General features: G+C 69.5%; 16 protein-coding genes. 4 read left to right on the top strand and 12 right to left on the bottom strand.

Annotation, left to right across the window (positions count from 1 at the left end):
- Positions 1-143: 143 nt before the first annotated feature.
- Entirely contained in the window at positions 144-1,694 is a 1,551-nt protein-coding gene (locus MFF06_RS13870) for a peptidoglycan L,D-endopeptidase MepK (protein ID WP_238204791.1), read from the top strand.
- Positions 1,695-2,006: 312 nt separating this feature from the next.
- On the opposite strand, the gene MFF06_RS13865 is transcribed toward MFF06_RS13870, so the two are convergent.
- Positions 2,007-2,564 carry a hypothetical protein gene (locus tag MFF06_RS13865; RefSeq protein ID WP_238204790.1) on the bottom strand — a complete coding sequence of 186 codons (558 nt, stop codon included), beginning with the start codon at positions 2,562-2,564 and terminating at the stop codon, positions 2,007-2,009.
- A gap of 283 nt (positions 2,565-2,847) precedes the next feature.
- Between MFF06_RS13865 and MFF06_RS13860 the strand changes: the two genes are divergently transcribed.
- Genes MFF06_RS13860 through MFF06_RS13850 form a run of 3 tightly spaced genes read left to right on the top strand, consistent with a single transcriptional unit; the run spans position 2,848 to position 5,672 of the window.
- On the top strand, positions 2,848-3,081 hold the full coding sequence (locus MFF06_RS13860) for a ferredoxin (RefSeq protein WP_238204787.1): 234 nt from the start codon (positions 2,848-2,850) through the stop codon (positions 3,079-3,081).
- A 1-nt stretch (position 3,082) separates the two neighbouring features.
- Positions 3,083-4,363, top strand: a complete 1,281-nt coding sequence (locus tag MFF06_RS13855; RefSeq protein WP_238204785.1) for an NAD(P)/FAD-dependent oxidoreductase — start codon at positions 3,083-3,085, stop codon at positions 4,361-4,363.
- Between the two features lie 55 nt (positions 4,364-4,418).
- Positions 4,419-5,672, top strand: coding sequence for a cytochrome P450 (locus MFF06_RS13850; protein WP_238204783.1), 1,254 nt, complete (start codon positions 4,419-4,421; stop codon positions 5,670-5,672).
- Between the two features lie 171 nt (positions 5,673-5,843).
- On the opposite strand, the gene MFF06_RS13845 is transcribed toward MFF06_RS13850, so the two are convergent.
- The 11 genes from MFF06_RS13845 to bchY all read right to left on the bottom strand — a co-directional run bounded on the left by MFF06_RS13845 (position 5,844) and on the right by bchY (position 16,775).
- A complete protein-coding gene (locus MFF06_RS13845; RefSeq protein WP_238204781.1) occupies positions 5,844-6,086 on the bottom strand; it encodes a hypothetical protein in 243 nt (80 codons plus the stop codon).
- Positions 6,087-6,323: 237 nt separating this feature from the next.
- Positions 6,324-9,011, bottom strand: a complete 2,688-nt coding sequence (gene ppdK, locus MFF06_RS13840) for a pyruvate, phosphate dikinase (protein WP_238204779.1) — start codon at positions 9,009-9,011, stop codon at positions 6,324-6,326.
- Between the two features lie 191 nt (positions 9,012-9,202).
- The gene (locus MFF06_RS13835) at positions 9,203-9,355 is read right to left on the bottom strand and encodes a DUF3096 domain-containing protein (protein WP_238204770.1); all 153 of its coding nucleotides are present in this window, start codon (positions 9,353-9,355) and stop codon (positions 9,203-9,205) included.
- Between the two features lie 343 nt (positions 9,356-9,698).
- Positions 9,699-10,811 carry a photosynthetic reaction center cytochrome PufC gene (pufC, locus tag MFF06_RS13830; protein WP_238204768.1) on the bottom strand — a complete coding sequence of 371 codons (1,113 nt, stop codon included), beginning with the start codon at positions 10,809-10,811 and terminating at the stop codon, positions 9,699-9,701.
- 10 nt (positions 10,812-10,821) lie between these two features.
- On the bottom strand, positions 10,822-11,802 hold the full coding sequence (pufM, locus tag MFF06_RS13825; protein WP_238204766.1) for a photosynthetic reaction center subunit M: 981 nt from the start codon (positions 11,800-11,802) through the stop codon (positions 10,822-10,824).
- 145 nt (positions 11,803-11,947) lie between these two features.
- On the bottom strand, positions 11,948-12,772 hold the full coding sequence (gene pufL / locus MFF06_RS13820; protein ID WP_238204763.1) for a photosynthetic reaction center subunit L: 825 nt from the start codon (positions 12,770-12,772) through the stop codon (positions 11,948-11,950).
- Between the two features lie 172 nt (positions 12,773-12,944).
- The gene (pufA, locus tag MFF06_RS13815) at positions 12,945-13,133 is read right to left on the bottom strand and encodes a light-harvesting antenna LH1, alpha subunit (protein WP_238204761.1); all 189 of its coding nucleotides are present in this window, start codon (positions 13,131-13,133) and stop codon (positions 12,945-12,947) included.
- 10 nt (positions 13,134-13,143) lie between these two features.
- Complete coding sequence (gene pufB / locus MFF06_RS13810) at positions 13,144-13,380, bottom strand: light-harvesting antenna LH1, beta subunit (protein ID WP_238204760.1); 237 nt, start codon at positions 13,378-13,380, stop codon at positions 13,144-13,146.
- 149 nt (positions 13,381-13,529) lie between these two features.
- On the bottom strand, positions 13,530-13,751 hold the full coding sequence (locus tag MFF06_RS13805; protein WP_238204759.1) for a hypothetical protein: 222 nt from the start codon (positions 13,749-13,751) through the stop codon (positions 13,530-13,532).
- A gap of 28 nt (positions 13,752-13,779) precedes the next feature.
- Positions 13,780-15,246 (bottom strand): chlorophyllide a reductase subunit Z, encoded by a 1,467-nt coding sequence (gene bchZ, locus MFF06_RS13800; protein WP_238204758.1) that lies wholly within the window; start codon positions 15,244-15,246, stop codon positions 13,780-13,782.
- Positions 15,246-16,775, bottom strand: coding sequence for a chlorophyllide a reductase subunit Y (gene bchY, locus MFF06_RS13795; protein ID WP_238204752.1), 1,530 nt, complete (start codon positions 16,773-16,775; stop codon positions 15,246-15,248). The genes bchZ and bchY overlap by 1 nt, the downstream gene beginning before the upstream one ends.
- Between the last annotated feature and the right edge of the window lie 4 nt (positions 16,776-16,779).

Here is a 16,779-nt window from a genome sequence, read left to right as displayed (position 1 = left end):
CACGCTTAAGCTGTGCGCCCGGTAACGAACGGGCAAGATTTCGCCACGGTCCAGACTTAGCCGTTTCGCCTGGGAAGGCGGCGCCGGGTGCCCCGCGCCGCCGTGGATCCACGACCCGCAGGGGTTTGCGAGAGGGCTGTGCCGTGCCGTTCAGACGCGTGACCGCCGCCTCGCTGCGCCGGAGTCTCCTGGCCCTGAGCGGCCTCGCCGCCGCGCTCCTCGCCACCACCGCCGAGACCGAGAATGCGGTGGCCAACGGCGATACCCGCACCCTCACGATCTACCACACCCATACGCAGGAAAGCGCGACGATCACCTTCAAGCGGGACGGCCGCTACGACCGGGCCGCCCTCGAACAGCTCAACTGGCTGTTGCGCGACTGGCGCATGAACGAGCCGACGAAGATGGATCCGCGCCTGTTCGACACCGTATGGGAGGCCTACCGGCAGGTGGGCTCCTCGCAGCCCATCAACATCGTCTCGGCCTATCGCTCGCCGGGCACCAACGCCATGCTCCGCCGCCGCTCCCGGGCCGTCGCCGAGTTCAGCCAGCACATGCTCGGCAAGGCGATGGACTTCTACCTCCCCGACGTGCCGATCGACCGGATCCGCGAGGTTGGGTTCCTGATGTCCCGGGGCGGCGTCGGCTGGTATCCGCACGCCCACAACCCGTTCATCCATCTCGATGTCGGGTCGGTGCGCTCCTGGCCACGCATGAGCCGCGACCAGCTGGCCCGGATCTTCCCCGACGGCCGGACCGTGCACCTCCCCCAGGACGGCCATCCGATGGCCCGCTACGAGGAGGCCAAGGCCGAGATCCTGGCCCGCGGCGGCACCGTCGCCGGTATCACCACCCAACTCGCCGGGGGCGAGGAGGAGGACGGCCCGGGCCTGATGGGCTTCCTCGCGGGCCTGTTCGGCGGCGGCTCGCCCGCGCCGCAGCCGGTGGCCGCCGCCGCTCCGGCCCCGGCGCCGCGCAGGGGCAAACCGGCGCCCGTCGTCGCCGTGGCCAGCGCCGACCCCGACATGCCGCTCGGCGCGAAGGCGCCGCTGGCCTACGCCGCGCCGGATGCGGGCGCCGCCCTCGTCGCGAAGGCCCCCGCCGCCGACGCCCGGAGCCTGCTGACCGCCGAGCCGGCGCAGACCTCCGCCGCCACGGCCTCCGCCACTGCCTCCGCCACTGCCGCCGACTTGGCCGAGGCCCTGCCCTCCGTTCTGGCGCCCCTGCCGCCGCGCCGTCCGGCGGAGGCGCTGATCGTCGCCGCGGCGGCGCTGGCGATGCCCCTGCCGCCCGCCCGTCCCGTCCAGCTCGCCTCCCTCGACGGCGGGATGGCAAACCTCACGGCGTCGAACGAGCCCGTCTCCGTCGAGCCCGAGCCGTCCCTGGCATCCCCGCCGGTGGTCGAAGCTGAGCCCGTCTCCCACGCCGCCCTCGTGGCGCCGGATGCCGACGCGAAAGAGCAGCTGCAGGCCCTGTTCGATGCCGTCGCCATGGGTGCGGTCGCCGCCCCGGCCGGCCGCGAGGTGCCCGTCCATGTGGCCACGGCCCGGCCCCTGCAGACGGTGCCCCCGGAGACCATCGCCGCCGGACCCGAGACGGTGACGACGCAGTTCGTGCGCGATGCCTCGCGCTCCGAGGCGCCCCGCAACCGCTTCACCGGCTCATCCACCGCGCTGCTGCCCCTCCCGCGCTGAGCGGAGACCGCCAGGCGGGAAACCCGGCGCGGGCGGCGTCTCGGGCATCGATCCAGTCGGAGGCATCAGCCGAGACTGGAAAAATTGATGCAAAAACAATGAGCGAGTGCAGACACGCATGAACGAGTTGGGTGCGTCACAGCACTAGAGCGTTTTCGGTTTGATCCGGATCGCCTGCTTGACCGTCTTTGCGAGCGAAGCGCAGCAATCCAGGGATCCACCACGTCCGGTCACGTCCCGCCGCCCTGGATTGCTTCGCTGACGCTCGCAAAGACGGCACCGGCGTATGATCCGGGTTTCCCCGGAAACGCTTTAGTCGGCGAAGCCGTCCTCGGCCGGGCGATAGATGCGGATGGTGCGGCCGTCGGGATACTCGATCGTCCGGCGGCGCATGACGAGATAGCCCGATGGCACCGCCGTGCTCAGGCGGTCGAAGCGCTCGTCCTCCTCGTCCGGGGGAACGGTGGCGGCACTGTAGGCCGGATAGGTGCGGTAGACGACGGGCGGGCCGCCCGGCTTGACGGACACCACGGGCGCGGCGCGGCGGGAGGCCGTGACCGGGCGCGGGCGATGCTCCTTCTCGGCCAGCTGCGCCGCTCGCCGCTCGGCGCGGGACGCGGCGAGCCGTTCGCGGCGGGTCGCCGCCTTCGCGGCGTGTCGCTCGCCCTGCTTCTGCTGCGCCGCCGAGGCGGCGGCCGGAAGCGCCGGCTTGCCGGCCGCCTCGGGGGGCTTGGGCGCCTCCGTCGAGCGGGCAGGCGGATCAGACCAGGTGGAGGGCTTGCCGGGCCCCTGCTCCCCGGCGGCCATGGCCGCGCCGAGCCCCGCGCAGAGACCGGCGGCGATCAGGCTGCTTCGCATTGCGGTCGGCATGGTGAACCTCCCAAAGCGCGTCAGGGGCGGGCGTCCCGATGGTGGATACAGCTTATACGACGGCCACAGGATTCGACCTATCCGTGATTTCAGTCCGACAAACTATGTCTCGCACGATGCACCGATGTTTTGGCCGGATCGATCAATCCTGCCATGCTCGAATAAAGATCAAAGGCGGGAGGCTGATCGCCGGGAGCGTGCTTGGAAACACATCACGTCGCGGCCTTTGCGCGCCGCAACAGCGGAGGGCGGAACCGAGACGCCGCGCCCCGGTTGGCAGGCCATGCCCGATCCCGCAACACGTCCCGTGACCAACCCGCTCAGGGTCAATGTCGACCTGAATCTGTGCCAAGCCTACGCGCAATGCTGCTACGCCGCGCCGAGGCATTTTCGCATCGACGGACGGGAGGCCCTGTTCTACGACCCCGCGCCCTCCGCCGAGGCCCGTGCCGACATTGAGCGAGCCCGTATTTCCTGCCCGGTCCAGGCGATCCGGGTCGAAGATCCGGGCCTTTGAGATGCCGACGACACCCCTCCAAGGGCACGCCGTCGTCGTCGGAGCGGGACTCGCCGGCCTGCGCGGAGCCGAGGCGATGCGCGCGGCGGGGTTCGATGGCCCCCTGACCATCCTCGGCGACGAGCCGTACCGCCCCTATGACCGGCCGCCCCTGTCGAAGCATGTCCTGACCGGCCACCTTCCGGCCGATGTCACGCAACTGCCGTCGAGCCTGGGCGACGGCGTCGCGTGGCGCCTCGGTGTGGCCGCCACGGGGCTCGACCGGGATCGGAGGATCGTCCGCCTCGCGGACGGCGGCACCCTGTCCTACGACGCCCTGCTGATCGCCAGCGGCACCCGGGCGCGCCCATGGGTCCACGACGACGAGGGGCGGCTCCCCGGCGTCTTCTCCATCCGGGGGCGCGACGACGCCGCCGCCCTGCGGACCGCCCTCGCGGCGGGACCGCGGCACGTGGCGGTGATCGGGGCGGGATTCATCGGCTGCGAAGTGGCCGCCGTATGCCGCGACCTCGGCCTGCCCGTGAGCCTGATCGACCCGAGCCCGTCGCCCCTCTCGCGGGTCATCGGCCGGACGGTGGGAGACCCGATCGGCGAGGTCCACCGGAGCCGGGGCGTCGACCTCCGGATGAACTGCGAGGCCGACCGGCTGGAAGCCTCGGACGGCCGGTTCTCGGGCGTGCTCCTCAAGGACGGCACGCGAATCGCGGCGGACATCGCCGTCGTCGCGCTCGGCGCGGTGCGCAACACCGAGTGGCTCGAAGGCTCGGGGCTGTCCGCCGACGCGGGCGGGGTCGATTGCGACGAGCACGGGTTCGTCATCGACGGACGCGGCCGTCCCGACCCGTTCATCGCGGCGGCCGGCGACGTCGCGCGCTTCCCGCACCCGCTCTACGGCGGCCGGCGCGTCGCCCTGGAGCATTGGGGCCACGCGGTGGCGCAGGCCGAGCATGTGGGCCGCCTCCTCGCCGGGGAGGATCGCGGGCTGCCCTATGCGGCGGTGCCGAACTTCTGGTCCACGCAGGGCGACATGGTGGTGAAGTCCGTGGGCCTCACCGAGGGGGCGGACGCGGTCGCCATCGTCCACGGCGATCCGAAGGAGCGCCGCTTCGTCGCCGTGTACGGACGGGCGGGACGGTGCATCGCCGCCGTCGCCGTGGACAGCGCCCGATGGCTCCCGGCCTATTCCCGGCTCATCGAGACCGCCGCGCCCTTCCCGCCCGACGCTCCCGCCCTCGACCGTCCTCGCAAATCCCTCGACATCCGGGATCCGGGCTTCGCCTGAGCCGACCTTCCCCTTCGCGGACCCTTGTCTCACAGGCGAACGGAGCCCCGCCGCCATGGCCGACACCACGCTGCTGACCCAGATCAAGGATCCCGCCAACCGGCCCGATCCCTATCCGCTCTACGCACGCCTGCGGCAGAACCCGGTCTCCTGGCAGGAGGACGGCACGGAGGACGGCGTCTGGGTCGCCTCCAGCCACGGGGCGGTGTCGAGCCTGCTCGGCGATCCGCGCATCAGCTCCGAGACCCTGCCCCCCGCCGACCGTCCGAGGACGGGCAACCCGATCACGGACTTCCTGATCAAGCCGATCAAGGACCGGATCGTCGATCACCATCGCCCCTTCATCTTCCGCGATCCGCCGGACCACGACGCGCTGCGCAAGGCGGTGATGCACCAATTCACCCGCGAGCGCGTGCAGGGAATGCGCGCCCGCTCGGACAGGCTGGTGGACGAGTTGCTCGACGCCAAGCGCGACGCCCGCCGCTTCGACGCCGTGGACGACCTCGCCTATCCGCTGCCCGTCACGGTGATCTGCGAGCTGTTCGGCATTCCCCGCGAGGACGAGCCCCAGTTCCACGAATGGGCGACGCAGCTCGCCACGGCGCTGGAACCCGACAGCCTCACCGACGAGGAGACCCGCGCCAAGAACAGCCGCACCTTCGATGCCATCGGCGCCTACATGGGCGACCTCATCAAGGAGAAGCGCAAGCATCCGCAGGACGACATGCTGTCGGGGCTGGCCAACGAGACGACCCCCGACGGCGTGAAGATGGGCGATTACGACCTCATCGCCACCTCGGTGCTGATGCTGGTGGCGGGCCACGAAACGACGGTGAACCTCATCACCAACGGGCTGCTGACGCTGCTGCGATACCCCGACGAATTTGAGAAGCTGAAGGCCGATCCGGGCCGTGCGCCGCGCGTCATCGAGGAATTGCTGCGCTACGAGCCGCCCGTGCAGTTCCGCCTGCGCAAGGCCCTCAGCCCCATCGACATCGCGGGCGTCACCATCCCCGAGGGCGCCGAGGTTCTGCTCCTCCTGGCGGCCGGCAACCGCGACGCCACGGTCTTCCAGGACCCGGACCGGTTCGACCCCGACCGCGCCGGCACGCGCCATCTCGGGTTCGGCGGCTCGCTGCACTACTGCGTCGGGGCGCCCCTCGCCCGCTTCGAGGCCGAATCCGCCCTCACCGCGCTGACCCGGCGCCTCAAGGCCCCGCGCCTCGTGCAGGATCCGCCGCCCTACCGGGACGGCTCGGCCCTGCGGGGGCCGAAGCATCTGATCGTGGCGATCGACGGCATGGCGTAGGCGCAGCGATCGCGGCCCGCATCGTCATGGCGGGCGAGAGCGAAGCAATCCGGGTCTGCATGAGGTCTCAGGGCGTAGCGATCCCCTGGAACGCTTCGCGCTCTTTGCAACGACGACGGAGTGTCGGGAACGGCGGTGGGACCGAGGCCCGGCCCTGTCGTAACGGCCTGCCTACCGGAGCGGCTTGGCGAAATTGACCGCAAGCGCGGAGACGAGGGTCGTGAGGTAGGCATCATCCTGCGTCTCGGTGATGCGCTCCGCCTCGCCGCCGCTATTGGCGGCGACCGACAGCATCAGCATCAGGCCCGTGGCCAGTGCGCCCATTCCGCCGCTCACAGCCAGCCATGCCCGGACGGCGGCCCGGGGAACGAGCGCGTCGGACAGGACGAGGGGGGAAGAGGTGCGGTCGCTCATGGGAGGTTGAATCACCGGCGGCCACGATGGCAGGACGATCCGGCCAAGGGCGGAGGTTGCAGGCCTTCGCTATCATGCAACGTGTGGAAACGGCAGAGGTTCAAGACCGGCCTGCGGGCGATCCACGGATTTTCGCGATCCACGGTTGATCCAACATTTCCGGGAGGATCCGCATAGGAAAACCCCGGGGGATGAGCCCCCCGGGGTTCCCGGAACGGTCGGTCCCGGTGCGAGGACTCAGCCCTCGCCACCGTGGCTGTTGCCGAGCGCCGCCTGTGCCGCCGCGAGGCGGGCGATCGGCACCCGGTAGGGCGAGCAGGACACGTAATCGAGCCCCACCTTCTGGCAGAAATCGATGGAGGCCGGATCGCCGCCGTGCTCGCCGCAGATGCCGAGCTTGATGCCCTTGCGGGTCGCCCGGCCACGCTCGCAGCCGATCCTCACCAGCTCGCCCACGCCCTCCTGATCGATGGTGATGAAGGGGTCGGCGGGCAGGATGCCCTTCTGCGTGTAGGGGCCGAGGAAGGTCGCCGCGTCGTCGCGGGAGATACCGAGCGCCGTCTGGGTGAGGTCGTTCGTGCCGAAGGAGAAGAACTCCGCCGTCTCCGCGATCTGGCCCGCCATGAGGGCGGCGCGGGGCAGCTCGATCATCGTGCCCACCTGATAGTCGAGCTTGGCGCCCTTCTCCTCGGACACGGCCTTCGCCGTGGCGTCGATCCGGCCCTTCACGAGGTCGAACTCGGCGCGAGTGAAGACTAGGGGCACCATCACCTCCGGCGTCACCGGGCTGCCGGTCTCGGCGGCGGCCTGGATCGCCGCCTCGAAGATGGCGCGGGCCTGCATCTCGGCGATCTCGGGGAAGGCGATGGCCAGACGGCAGCCACGGAAGCCGAGCATCGGGTTGTGCTCGGAGAGTTCGCGGGTGCGCTGGCGGATCTTGTCCTCGGTCACGCCCGTGGCCTTCACCACCTCCTGCACCTCCTGGTCGGTGTGCGGCAGGAACTCGTGCAGCGGCGGATCGAGGAGGCGGATCGTCACCGGCAGGCCGGACATGATCTTGAACAGCTCGAGGAAGTCCTGCCGCTGGTAGGGCAGGATCTTCGCGAGTGCAGCCCGACGGCCCTCGGCGTCGTCCGCCAGGATCATCTCGCGCACGGCGACGATGCGGTCGCCGTCGAAGAACATGTGTTCCGTGCGGCAGAGGCCGATGCCCTCGGCGCCGAAGTTGCGGGCGGTGCGGGCGTCGGTGGGCGTGTCGGCGTTGGTGCGCACCTTCATGGTGCGGATGCCGTCGGCCCATTCCATCAGGGTGGCGAAGTCGCCGGACAGCTCCGGCTCCAGCATCGCCACCTCACCGAGGATCACCTGGCCGGTGGAGCCGTCGATGGTGATCTTGTCGCCCGCCTTCAGCGTCTGGCCGCCGACGGTCATCGTCTGCGCCTTGTAGTCGATGCGGATGGTGCCGACGCCGGAGACGCAGGGCTTGCCCATGCCGCGGGCCACCACCGCCGCGTGGCTGGTCATGCCGCCGCGGGTGGTGAGGATGCCCTCGGCGGCGTGCATGCCGTGGATGTCCTCGGGCGAGGTCTCGACGCGCACGAGGATGCACTTCCTCTCGGCCTTGCGATGGTCCTCGGCGTCCTCGGAGTTGAACACGATCTCGCCCGTGGCGGCGCCCGGAGAGGCGGGCAGGCCGTTGGCGATGACCTTGCGCTCGGCCTTCGGGTCGATGGTCGGGTGCAGCAGCTGGTCCAGGGCAGAGGGCTCCACCCGGCCGATGGCCTCGTCGCGGGAGATCAGCCCCTCGGCCGCCAGATCCACGGCGATGCGCAGGGCCGCCTTGGCGGTGCGCTTGCCGTTGCGGGTCTGGAGCATCCAGAGCTTCCCCTTCTCGATGGTGAACTCCATGTCCTGCATGTCGCGGTAATGGCCTTCCAGGATCCCGTAGATCCGGGTCAGCTCCGCGAAGCTCTCGGGCATGGCCTTCTCCATGGAAGGCTTGTCGCTCTTGGCCTCCTCACGGGCCTTCTCGGTGATGTTCTGCGGCGTGCGGATGCCCGCCACCACGTCCTCGCCCTGGGCGTTGATGAGGAACTCGCCGTAGAGCGCCTTCTCGCCGGTGGAGGGGTTGCGGGTGAAGGCGACGCCGGTCGCCGACGTGTCGCCCATGTTGCCGAACACCATGGCCTGCACGTTGACGGCGGTGCCCCAGCTCTCGGGGATGCTGTTCAGCTCGCGGTACTTCTTCGCGCGCGGAATCATCCACGAATTGAACACGGCGCCGATGGCGCCCCAGAGCTGGTCGTCAGCGCCTTGCGGGAAGTCGGAGCCGTGCTCCTTCTTCACGATCTCCTTGTAGGTCTTGATCAGGGTCTTCCAATCCTCGGCGCCGAGTTCGGTGTCGAGGTCGAAGCCCTTGGTCTCCTTGTAGTGCTCCAGCGCCTCCTCGAAGGCGTGGTGCTCCACGTTGAGAACCACGTTCGAGTACATCGTGATGAAGCGGCGGTAGGAATCGTAAGCGAAGCGCTCGTCGTCCGCCTCCTTGGCCAGCGCCAGGACGGTCTCGTCGTTGAGGCCGAGGTTGAGCACCGTGTCCATCATGCCCGGCATGGAGGCGCGGGCGCCGGAGCGCACGGAGACGAGGAGTGGGGCTTTCGCATCGCCGAAGGAGCGGCCGGTGAGCTTGCCCACCTGCGAGAGGGCGGCGGAGACCTGGTCGCGCAGCTCCGGCGGATACTGCTTGCCGTGGTCGTAGTAGTAGGTGCAGACTTCGGTGGTGATGGTGAAGCCGGGGGGCACCGGCAGCCCGAGGTTCGACATCTCGGCGAGGTTCGCACCCTTGCCGCCGAGCAGATTGCGCATCTGCGATTTGCCTTCGGCCTTGCCGTCGCCGAAGGCGTAGACCCACTTCACGTCGCCAGCCATCTCGATTCCGTTTCGTCGCCTGCAGCCGGGTCGAGTGACCCCTTCCCGGCGGGGTGAACCATCCTGTACCGCAACGCAAGATGAACGATGGGCCGGGGGCCGTTCCATTCACTGACGATCGGCGGCGGATGCATGCTTTCCGACAAATGATGAACGGCGTGATGTCTCAGGAAGGGCGGGAGACGTCGCCGTCAAGACAGGCCGCGGAACAGGCCCAGACCGATCACGCCGACCGCGATCAGGTAGATCGCGACGATATAGTTCAGGAGCCTCGGCGCCACGAGGATGAGAATACCGGCGACGATCGCGATGACCGGTTGCAAATTCGAGATCGTGATCGTCATGGATTGGTCTCCAGCCAGGTCCGAACGTCGCGGGAGCCGCTCTCGACGAGGGCGACGCGGGACGGGGCCGCGGCATCGCCGAAAAGCGCAACCCGGACGGGGCGTCGCATCCTAAACCGTTTTCAGCGAAACGTGGATCAAACGCCGCCCCCGTCCTCGGGAGCGTCAGCGAACCGATCCAGGGAAGCGGGACATCGCCGAACGTGGCGGATCCCTGGATTGTCTCGCGTCGCCCGCAAAGACCGGCAAGCAGGCGGCCCGGATCGAACCGAAGACGCTCCGACCGTCCTAGCGGGCGACGAACGGAAAGGGCCGCTCCCCTCTCGGAGAGCGGCCCCCTCGCTTACATCGGGGCCTTGACCGCCGGGGTGGTGGTGCCGGGGATCGGATCCTTGGCCTCGCCGGTGGGCAGGCTCACCTGCGTCGTGGGCTTGGCGAGCTCCGGATAGGGCTCGATCACCTTGGCACCGTTGAGCGGCTTGTTGGCGCCGTTGTGGCAGGTGGCGCAGCTGATCTTGGCCACGTCCCCCGTCGGGCCGAGGCGGGCCGCCGGGAAGGTGGTGGTCAGCGGGTACATGTAGTCCTGGTTCAGATCGCGCACCAAATGCACGCCGTGCCACGCCTGGACGCGGTTCGGGGTGCTGGTGTCCCACTGCGCCACCGAGCGGGTGTTGTGGCAGAAGGTGCAGTTCACCCCCAGCGCCTGGGACATGGTGATCATGATCGCGAAGGTGCGCTCCGCATCCTGGATCGGCTTGCTCTTCGACTCCGGCAGGGCCGTCGTCGCGTTCACCCGCACGTAGGATTCCGGCACGTCCTTCTTCGCGTAGTACTCGTCGAAGACGGCATAGGGCAGCGAGGTCAGCCCGACATTGGCCGAGGCGAGGTTCTGGCCGTTGTTGCGCGGGATGAACTTGGAGGCAGCCGAGGGCGGGGGCGTGTCGAACCAGATGTTGGCCGGCACGGGATTCCCCCGGTGGCAGGTGTAGCAGGTCACCCCGGCCTCGTGGACGTGGTTCTCCTTCCAGGCCGAGTTGATGTGCTGGGTCATCTGGAACATGCGGCGGGCGACGCGCTTCTGGTACAGCTCGTCGGAGGCCATGTTCTCGGTGCTGTGGCAGTAGGTGCAGCCCTGCTGCGGCGCCACCCACTCGGTGATCGACACCATCACGCGGTTGAACTGCTCCGCCGAGAGGTCGCCCAGGACCTGGACGTTCTCGTAGACGGCGGAGGCCTTGTCGCCGGAGGCGTCGGCGGGGTCCGCCGGCGCCGGGGCACGGTTGGCTGCGGCGAGTTCCTCGTTGCCGGCCTTGGTCCGGATGAGGTCCATGCCGGTGCCGCGGAAGCCGGTCTGCTTGTTCGCCATGGGCGGGTGGGTCCAGCCCGCGCCGCCGAACATCGCGATGGTGAGGAAGAGGGCCAGGGCGGCCCCGGCCACAGAGAGAACGATTTTCATGGCGCCCTCCTCACGGCTTCACGACGGGGTTGAGATGGGCCGGATCGACGATCGGCCCGTAGACCTGGGGATAGGCCGGCGCAACGCCGTGCTTCACCGCCCAGAGGTACCAGTTGTCCACCACGGTGCCCGTGAGCAGGATGCCGATGCCGCCGGTCAGCGTGGTCAGCACCGCGAACCACCACGCCCAGCGGTGGATCGACTCCATCGTGGCGTTGAAGCCCATCGTCCAGCGCCAGAACAGGGCGGCGCGCTCGGTGGCGGTGCCGCGGTCGACGATCTGGTCGATCTCGCGGTCCGCGCCGTAGCGGGAGCAGGCCAGGATGGTGCCGCCATGCATCGCGAAGAGCAGCACCGACCCGTAGAGGAAGGTGATCGAGAGCATGTGGAAGGGGTTGTAGAACAGGTTGCCGTAGCGCAGCGAGAAGGCCGCCGTCCAATCCAGGTGGGGGAAGATGCCGAAGGGCACCGCCTCGGACCACGAGCCCATCATGATCGGCCGGATGAAGCCCAGCACGAGGTAGAGCCAGATGGCGCTGGCGAAGGCCCACGGGACGTGGGTCCCCAGGCCGAGCGCCCGGGCGCGCCGGTAGAGGTGGACCCACCACAGCAGGATCGAGGTGGTGAGGAAGAAGCCGGCGATCAGCCACCAGCCGCCCTCCGCCAGCGGCGGCAGGATGCGCAGGCCGTATTTCGGCAGCGGTGGCTCCAGGGCGAGCCAGGGCAGTTGCCGCACGAACTGCACGGGGTTCCAGTTCACCGACGCCCACATGTTGAGGCCGATGATCTCGAAGGCGATCAGCCCGCAGACCATCGAGAGCGCCGCGATGTAGCCGATGTAGATCGGCCCCACCTGGCTGTTGCCGAGAAGGCCGAACAAGTAGCTGTTGAACGGCTTGCCGACGCGGCCCTCGACGGCCACGGGCACGCCCATTTCCGGCTCGATGGGCCGGACCTGAACGAGGGTGAAGAAATTCTGGTAGTAGGCCATCGTCCGATCCCTTCGAGGCCGTGCGGTCAACCCGGACCGGCTCGGTGCATCCGCGACATCCCCCGCGCGGAAAGCGGGATTTCAGGGCACCTTCCGCCGCCGTGGATGCCGGCGCGGCGGAAGGGAATGCGGCGCGTGAGCCGGCTCAGCGCCAGACGGGCAGGTTGAGCCACCAGCCCCACCATTCGGGCCAGCCTTGGGTCCAGAACGGACCGCTGATCACGATGCAGACCGCGCTCCAGAAGCCGGCGGCGAGCGCGAGGTACCAGCCCAGCCGGTGCACCCCGAGGGTGCCGATCGAGTAGCCGATCGTGTCGCGGAAGAAGGTGTCCTCGTGCTCGGGCGTCTTCACCACCTCGCCCTTGGGCGGGTTGGTGGAGGACAGGATCAGGCCGCCGTGCATCGCCAGCGCCAGCGTCGTGGTGAAGAAGAACGTCACCGCCAGCATGTGCGCAGGGTTATAGTGGAAGTGGAGATACTGGTATCCCGTGTTCGACACCCAATCGAGGTGCGAGAGGATGCCGTAGGGGAAGCCGTAGCCCCAGGCGCCCATCAGGAACGGGCGGATCACCACCAGGGTGAAGTAGGCGAAGATCGCCATGCTGAAGGCGATCGGCACATGGTAGCCGATGCCGAGCTTGCGGCAGATCTCGACCTCGCGCAGGGCCCAGGAGCTGAACGAGCCCAGCGCGCACATCGTGATGATCTGCCAGAGCCCGCCCTCCTTCAGGGGCGCGAGCTTGAGGCCGTAGGAAATGTCCGGCGGGGCGATGTTGATCTGCCAGATGTTCCAGGTCGGCCCCAGGGCCGCGCCGTAGATCACCAGCGCCGTGCCCAGCACGGTGAAGAACAGACCCGTCACGCCGAAGAATCCGACGAAGAACGGGCCGATCCAGAAATCGAACAGGTCGCCGCCGAGCAAGGTGCCGCCGCGGACCCGGTATTTGCGCTCGTAGCTCAGCATCGCCATGGCGAGACCTCCCGTTCCAGAGCCGTAACCGACCCGATGACATCGGCTCGGCGGCTCCGGGACCTCGTTTCGACGCGCATTCCGGCGACGGACCGGCATCCACCTCGTCGGATTGCGCTCAGGTATTCGGAGGGGCGGAGGCGTCGGCGTTCCGCCCCTCCGTGTCGTGGCCTCAGGCCGGCATCTCGGGCAGGGCGAGGGTGATGGCGTTCGCCGCCTTGTTCACCTTCGGACCTTCCAGCCAGTTGAACCGGTCGGTCGAGAGCAGGATGAAGTGGATCAGCAGCGCCAGGATGAAGAGGAAGGTGAACAGAGCCACCAACGTGCGCCGCGGATCGAACAGCAACCAAACCTTGTGCATCCGATCCTCCTCAGCCGATCATCGAGACAAGGGCGCGGGCCGTATCGGTCACGCCTTCGAGCGAGGCGTAGCCCTGCGGTCCGGGAAGCCACGGGCGCCACAGCCACACGAGGATGTGGGCGACCACGGCGATCGCCGTGAAGATGAGGAAGCTCGTCAGGAAGATCGCGTGGAACTCCTTGGCCTCCGGTTCCGTCAGCCCGGACAGGCTGCTCGGTCTTTCTGTCGTGATGGGTCCACCAGCCATGGTTTTAGACCTCCGTGTGTTGGCCGCGCCCCGGGGAGGGCGCGACGGGTGGTGCCGCTGAAGGCTGCGGCCTCACTTCCCCCGCGTCACCGGACGGAAGCGTCTCGTGTGCGGGCCGGGCCCCGTGGGGGTGTCCGGCCCAAAAGGAGTCAGCCCATGAAGGCGAAGGGGATCGCCTGGACGGCCATCGCCCGCGCCTCGCCGAAGACCGAGCGATGCTGGGCGGGGAGCCCCGCGCGGGCGGGCTCGCGACCGTGGGTGATCCGCGCCACGGCGGCGGCGGCGAGGAAGAAGGGGTAGGTCGCGGCCAGGATCAGCTTGAACTGGAGCGCTTCCTGATGCTGGCGCGCGGTCGGGGCCATCGTACGCATCCTCAGGTCTCCTTGTCGGAAGGGCGGCTCATGCGGGGGCTCCCGCGCTGAGATCGGATCGGGCACCGGCCACGTGGCCGGCGGCGACTTCGTCGGCACCGCCGGCGCGGGCGCGGCGCTCGGCGGCGTCGCGCAGCCGCTTGGCGGCGGAAATCCGGGCCAGCACCGGCTGCAGCTCGACGGCGCTGTCGAGGGCGGCGAGCGCCGCCGCATCCCAGGGCAGCTCGCGGTGGGTGCGGGCGGGCGTCGGCTCGACCTTGTCCATGTCGCGGGCGAGCGGCAGGATATGGAAGAGCGTGTCGAACAGGGCGTTGCAGACCTCTTGCACGAGGTAGGTCGCCCCGGCGTAGCCCATGAAGGGCGTGCCGGTGTGCCGCCGGATGATCGCCCCGGGGAACGAGGCCGGCACGTAGGTCGCCCGGCCGCCGGCCTCCGCGAGGTACATCCGCTCGTTGAAGGAGCCGAACAGCACCAGCGGCGGGTTCTTGGCGATGGCCTCCCTTACGGCGGCGTTGTCGGGCTTGAGCCCGGCGGACCGGCCGAAGGCGAAGTGGCAGGGCAGGCCCATCTCCTCCTCGAGGAAGTGGCGCACGCCCCGCGCGTAGGTCTCGGTGGCTACGATGCCGAAGCTCGCGGTCCCGAAGAAGTCCTGCGTCACCGACCGCCACAGGTCCCAGACCGGCTTGATGGTGGTGTGGCGCTCGCGCTCGATGAACGGCTCGGGATCGACGCCCAGGATCTCGCCCAGCGCCCGTAGGAACTTGGTGGTCGAGAGCACGCCGATGGGCGCCTGCAGGAAGGGGCGCTCCAGCGCCTCGCACAGGCCCCGGCCGAACTCCCGGTAGAGGCAGACGTTGGCGTCGGCGTTGACGAGCTTGGGCACGTCCGCGAGATGCGAGCCCAGCGGGAAGGTGAGGTTCACCTCGGCGCCGATGCCCTCCACCAGCCGCCGGATCTCGGCGAGGTCGCTCGGCATGTTGAACGTGCCGTAGGCCGGGCCGATGAGGTTCACGCGGGGGCGCTCGCCCTCCTTGCGGGCGGGCCGGGCCGGGATGCCCTTCTTGGCGAACTTCTTCGCCCCGTATTCCTGCCAGAGCCAGGTCATCGCCCGGTCGGCCGCCTGCCATTGATCCTCGTCGATGGTGCGCGGCAGGAACCGTTGCAGGCCGGTGCCCTCGGGCGTCACGCCGCCGCCGATCATCTCCGCGATGGAGCCGGTGACGACCACGCTCGGCTGGCCGGGGTCGAGGGTGGAGTGGGCGCGCTTCATCGCGCCCTCGGTGCCGTGGCGGCCGAGTTCCTCCTCCGCCAGCCCCGTCACCACGATGGGCAACTCGTGCGGCGGCAGGGCATCGGTGTAGTGCAGCACCGAGGTGACGGGCAGGTTCTCGCAGCCCACGGGGCCGTCGATGACGACCTGCAGGCCCTTGATCGCGGTGAAGACGTAGACCGCGCCCCAGTACCCACCGGCCCTGTCGTGATCGAGGATCAGCATCACGCCATCTCCCCGATCGGCTTCTTGGGACCTTCGGCCTTGGGCGACAGCTTCTTCTGGGGCACGTCCTGCCAGACGCCCGCCGCGTAGCCGGTGCCGACGCCCTCGAAGAAATCGCGCATCGCGTCGAAGCGCGGCCTGTTGCGCAGGGCGGCGTTGATGACCGTCGCGAGCGAACCGGCGCCCGCCGCGCCCATCAGCGGGCGGGCGGAAATCAGGTTCGTGAAGTAGAGGGCCGGGGTCGCGGCTTCCTTGGCCTTCTGCACCACGGGCGTCGTGCCGATGGCGAGGTCCGGCCGGAAGTGGTGGAAGGCGTAGAGGTCGTCCTCCAGGGAGGCGCGGAAGCGCACCTCGGTGCCGCGGGCTTCGAGCCACTCCCGGTCGGCATCCGACCACGGCGTGCGCGGGCAGGCTGTGCCCACGTAAGGCACCTCGGCGCCGCTCTCGATGAGCAGGCGGGCCACCAGCAGTTCCGAGCCCTCGTAGCCGGAGAGCGTGATCCGGCCCTGGATCGGCGAGGCCGACAGGGCGCCGCGGATCCCCGCGAGGATCCCGGCCTTGGCGGCGTCGATGGTGGCCGTCGGCACGTTGCAGGCGGCGCCGATGCGCTCGAGCCACGCCTCCGTGCCCTCGACGCCCACGGGGGCCGAGCCGACGATCGGGCGACCGGCCGCCTCGAACTCGCGGATGCTCGCCGTGTAGAACGGGTGGATCGCGGCCACCGCAGCGCTATCGAGGGCGCCGTAGAGTTCGCGCCATTCCCGCGTCGGCACCACCGGTCCCGCCGCGAGGCCCAGCGGCGCCAGCAGGCCGCCGATCACCATGGGGTCCGCCGGGAACATCTCGCCGAGCAGCGCTACGGTAGGGCGCTCGGACCGGCCGCCCTTCGGCGCCTGTACCGGGCCCTGCTCCACCTCGGCGCGGGCGAATTTCAGCATGGCCCCGGCCAGCACGTCCTTGGCCTCGGCATGGGTCGGCACGCCGAAGCCCGGCACGTCGATGCCGATGACGCGCACCCCGTCGATCTCCTTCGGCAGGAGGCGGAGCGGCACGCCCGAGGCGGTAGGCACGCAGAGGTTGATGACAACGACCGCGTCGTAATCCTCGGGCTTCGCGGTGGCGTGGACCGCCTCGCGGATGTCCTCGAACAGCTTGCCGGTGACGAGCGTCTCGGAGTTGAACGGCACGTAGCCGACGCTCCGGCGGGCACCGTAGAAATGCGAGGTGAAGGTCAGGCCGTAGACGCAGCAGGCCGAGCCCGAGAGGATCGTCGACGTCCGCCGCATCCGCAGGCCGACGCGCAGCGACCCGAAGGCGGGGCACATGCTCTGCGGCTGGTCGTGGGGTCCCTGCGGGTAATCCTCGCGCAGCTGCGCCAGGGTCTCCGACATCCCCGACGCCTCGGCGGCAGCGATCATCGCCACCTTGCCCGCATGGCAGCCGAGCCCGTCGCCCTGGGTGGCGGCGACGTCGATGGCCGGGGCCGCCTGGCGGGCCCGCAGTGCTGCGATGTCGAGGGAGACGGCCATGCGC

It is taken from the genome of Methylobacterium aerolatum (assembly GCF_022179085.1).
Lineage (GTDB): Bacteria > Pseudomonadota > Alphaproteobacteria > Rhizobiales > Beijerinckiaceae > Methylobacterium > Methylobacterium aerolatum.
Note: the sequence above shows the minus strand (reverse complement) of the source record. Positions and strands in the feature narration are given on the sequence as shown.

Excerpts from the sequence above, each read along its gene's own strand:
- MFF06_RS13865 (WP_238204790.1), bottom strand. The coding sequence starts at position 2,564 with ATGCCGACCGCAATGCGAAGCAGCCTGATCGCCGCCGGTCTCTGCGCG.
- MFF06_RS13860 (WP_238204787.1), top strand. The coding sequence starts at position 2,848 with ATGCCCGATCCCGCAACACGTCCCGTGACCAACCCGCTCAGGGTCAAT.
- MFF06_RS13855 (WP_238204785.1), top strand. The coding sequence starts at position 3,083 with ATGCCGACGACACCCCTCCAAGGGCACGCCGTCGTCGTCGGAGCGGGA.
- MFF06_RS13850 (WP_238204783.1), top strand. The coding sequence starts at position 4,419 with ATGGCCGACACCACGCTGCTGACCCAGATCAAGGATCCCGCCAACCGG.
- MFF06_RS13845 (WP_238204781.1), bottom strand. The coding sequence starts at position 6,086 with ATGAGCGACCGCACCTCTTCCCCCCTCGTCCTGTCCGACGCGCTCGTT.
- ppdK (WP_238204779.1), bottom strand. The coding sequence starts at position 9,011 with ATGGCTGGCGACGTGAAGTGGGTCTACGCCTTCGGCGACGGCAAGGCC.
- MFF06_RS13835 (WP_238204770.1), bottom strand. The coding sequence starts at position 9,355 with ATGACGATCACGATCTCGAATTTGCAACCGGTCATCGCGATCGTCGCC.
- pufC (WP_238204768.1), bottom strand. The coding sequence starts at position 10,811 with ATGAAAATCGTTCTCTCTGTGGCCGGGGCCGCCCTGGCCCTCTTCCTC.
- pufM (WP_238204766.1), bottom strand. The coding sequence starts at position 11,802 with ATGGCCTACTACCAGAATTTCTTCACCCTCGTTCAGGTCCGGCCCATC.
- pufL (WP_238204763.1), bottom strand. The coding sequence starts at position 12,772 with ATGGCGATGCTGAGCTACGAGCGCAAATACCGGGTCCGCGGCGGCACC.
- pufA (WP_238204761.1), bottom strand. The coding sequence starts at position 13,133 with ATGCACAAGGTTTGGTTGCTGTTCGATCCGCGGCGCACGTTGGTGGCT.
- pufB (WP_238204760.1), bottom strand. The coding sequence starts at position 13,380 with ATGGCTGGTGGACCCATCACGACAGAAAGACCGAGCAGCCTGTCCGGG.
- MFF06_RS13805 (WP_238204759.1), bottom strand. The coding sequence starts at position 13,751 with ATGCGTACGATGGCCCCGACCGCGCGCCAGCATCAGGAAGCGCTCCAG.
- bchZ (WP_238204758.1), bottom strand. The coding sequence starts at position 15,246 with ATGCTGATCCTCGATCACGACAGGGCCGGTGGGTACTGGGGCGCGGTC.
- bchY (WP_238204752.1), bottom strand. The coding sequence starts at position 16,775 with ATGGCCGTCTCCCTCGACATCGCAGCACTGCGGGCCCGCCAGGCGGCC.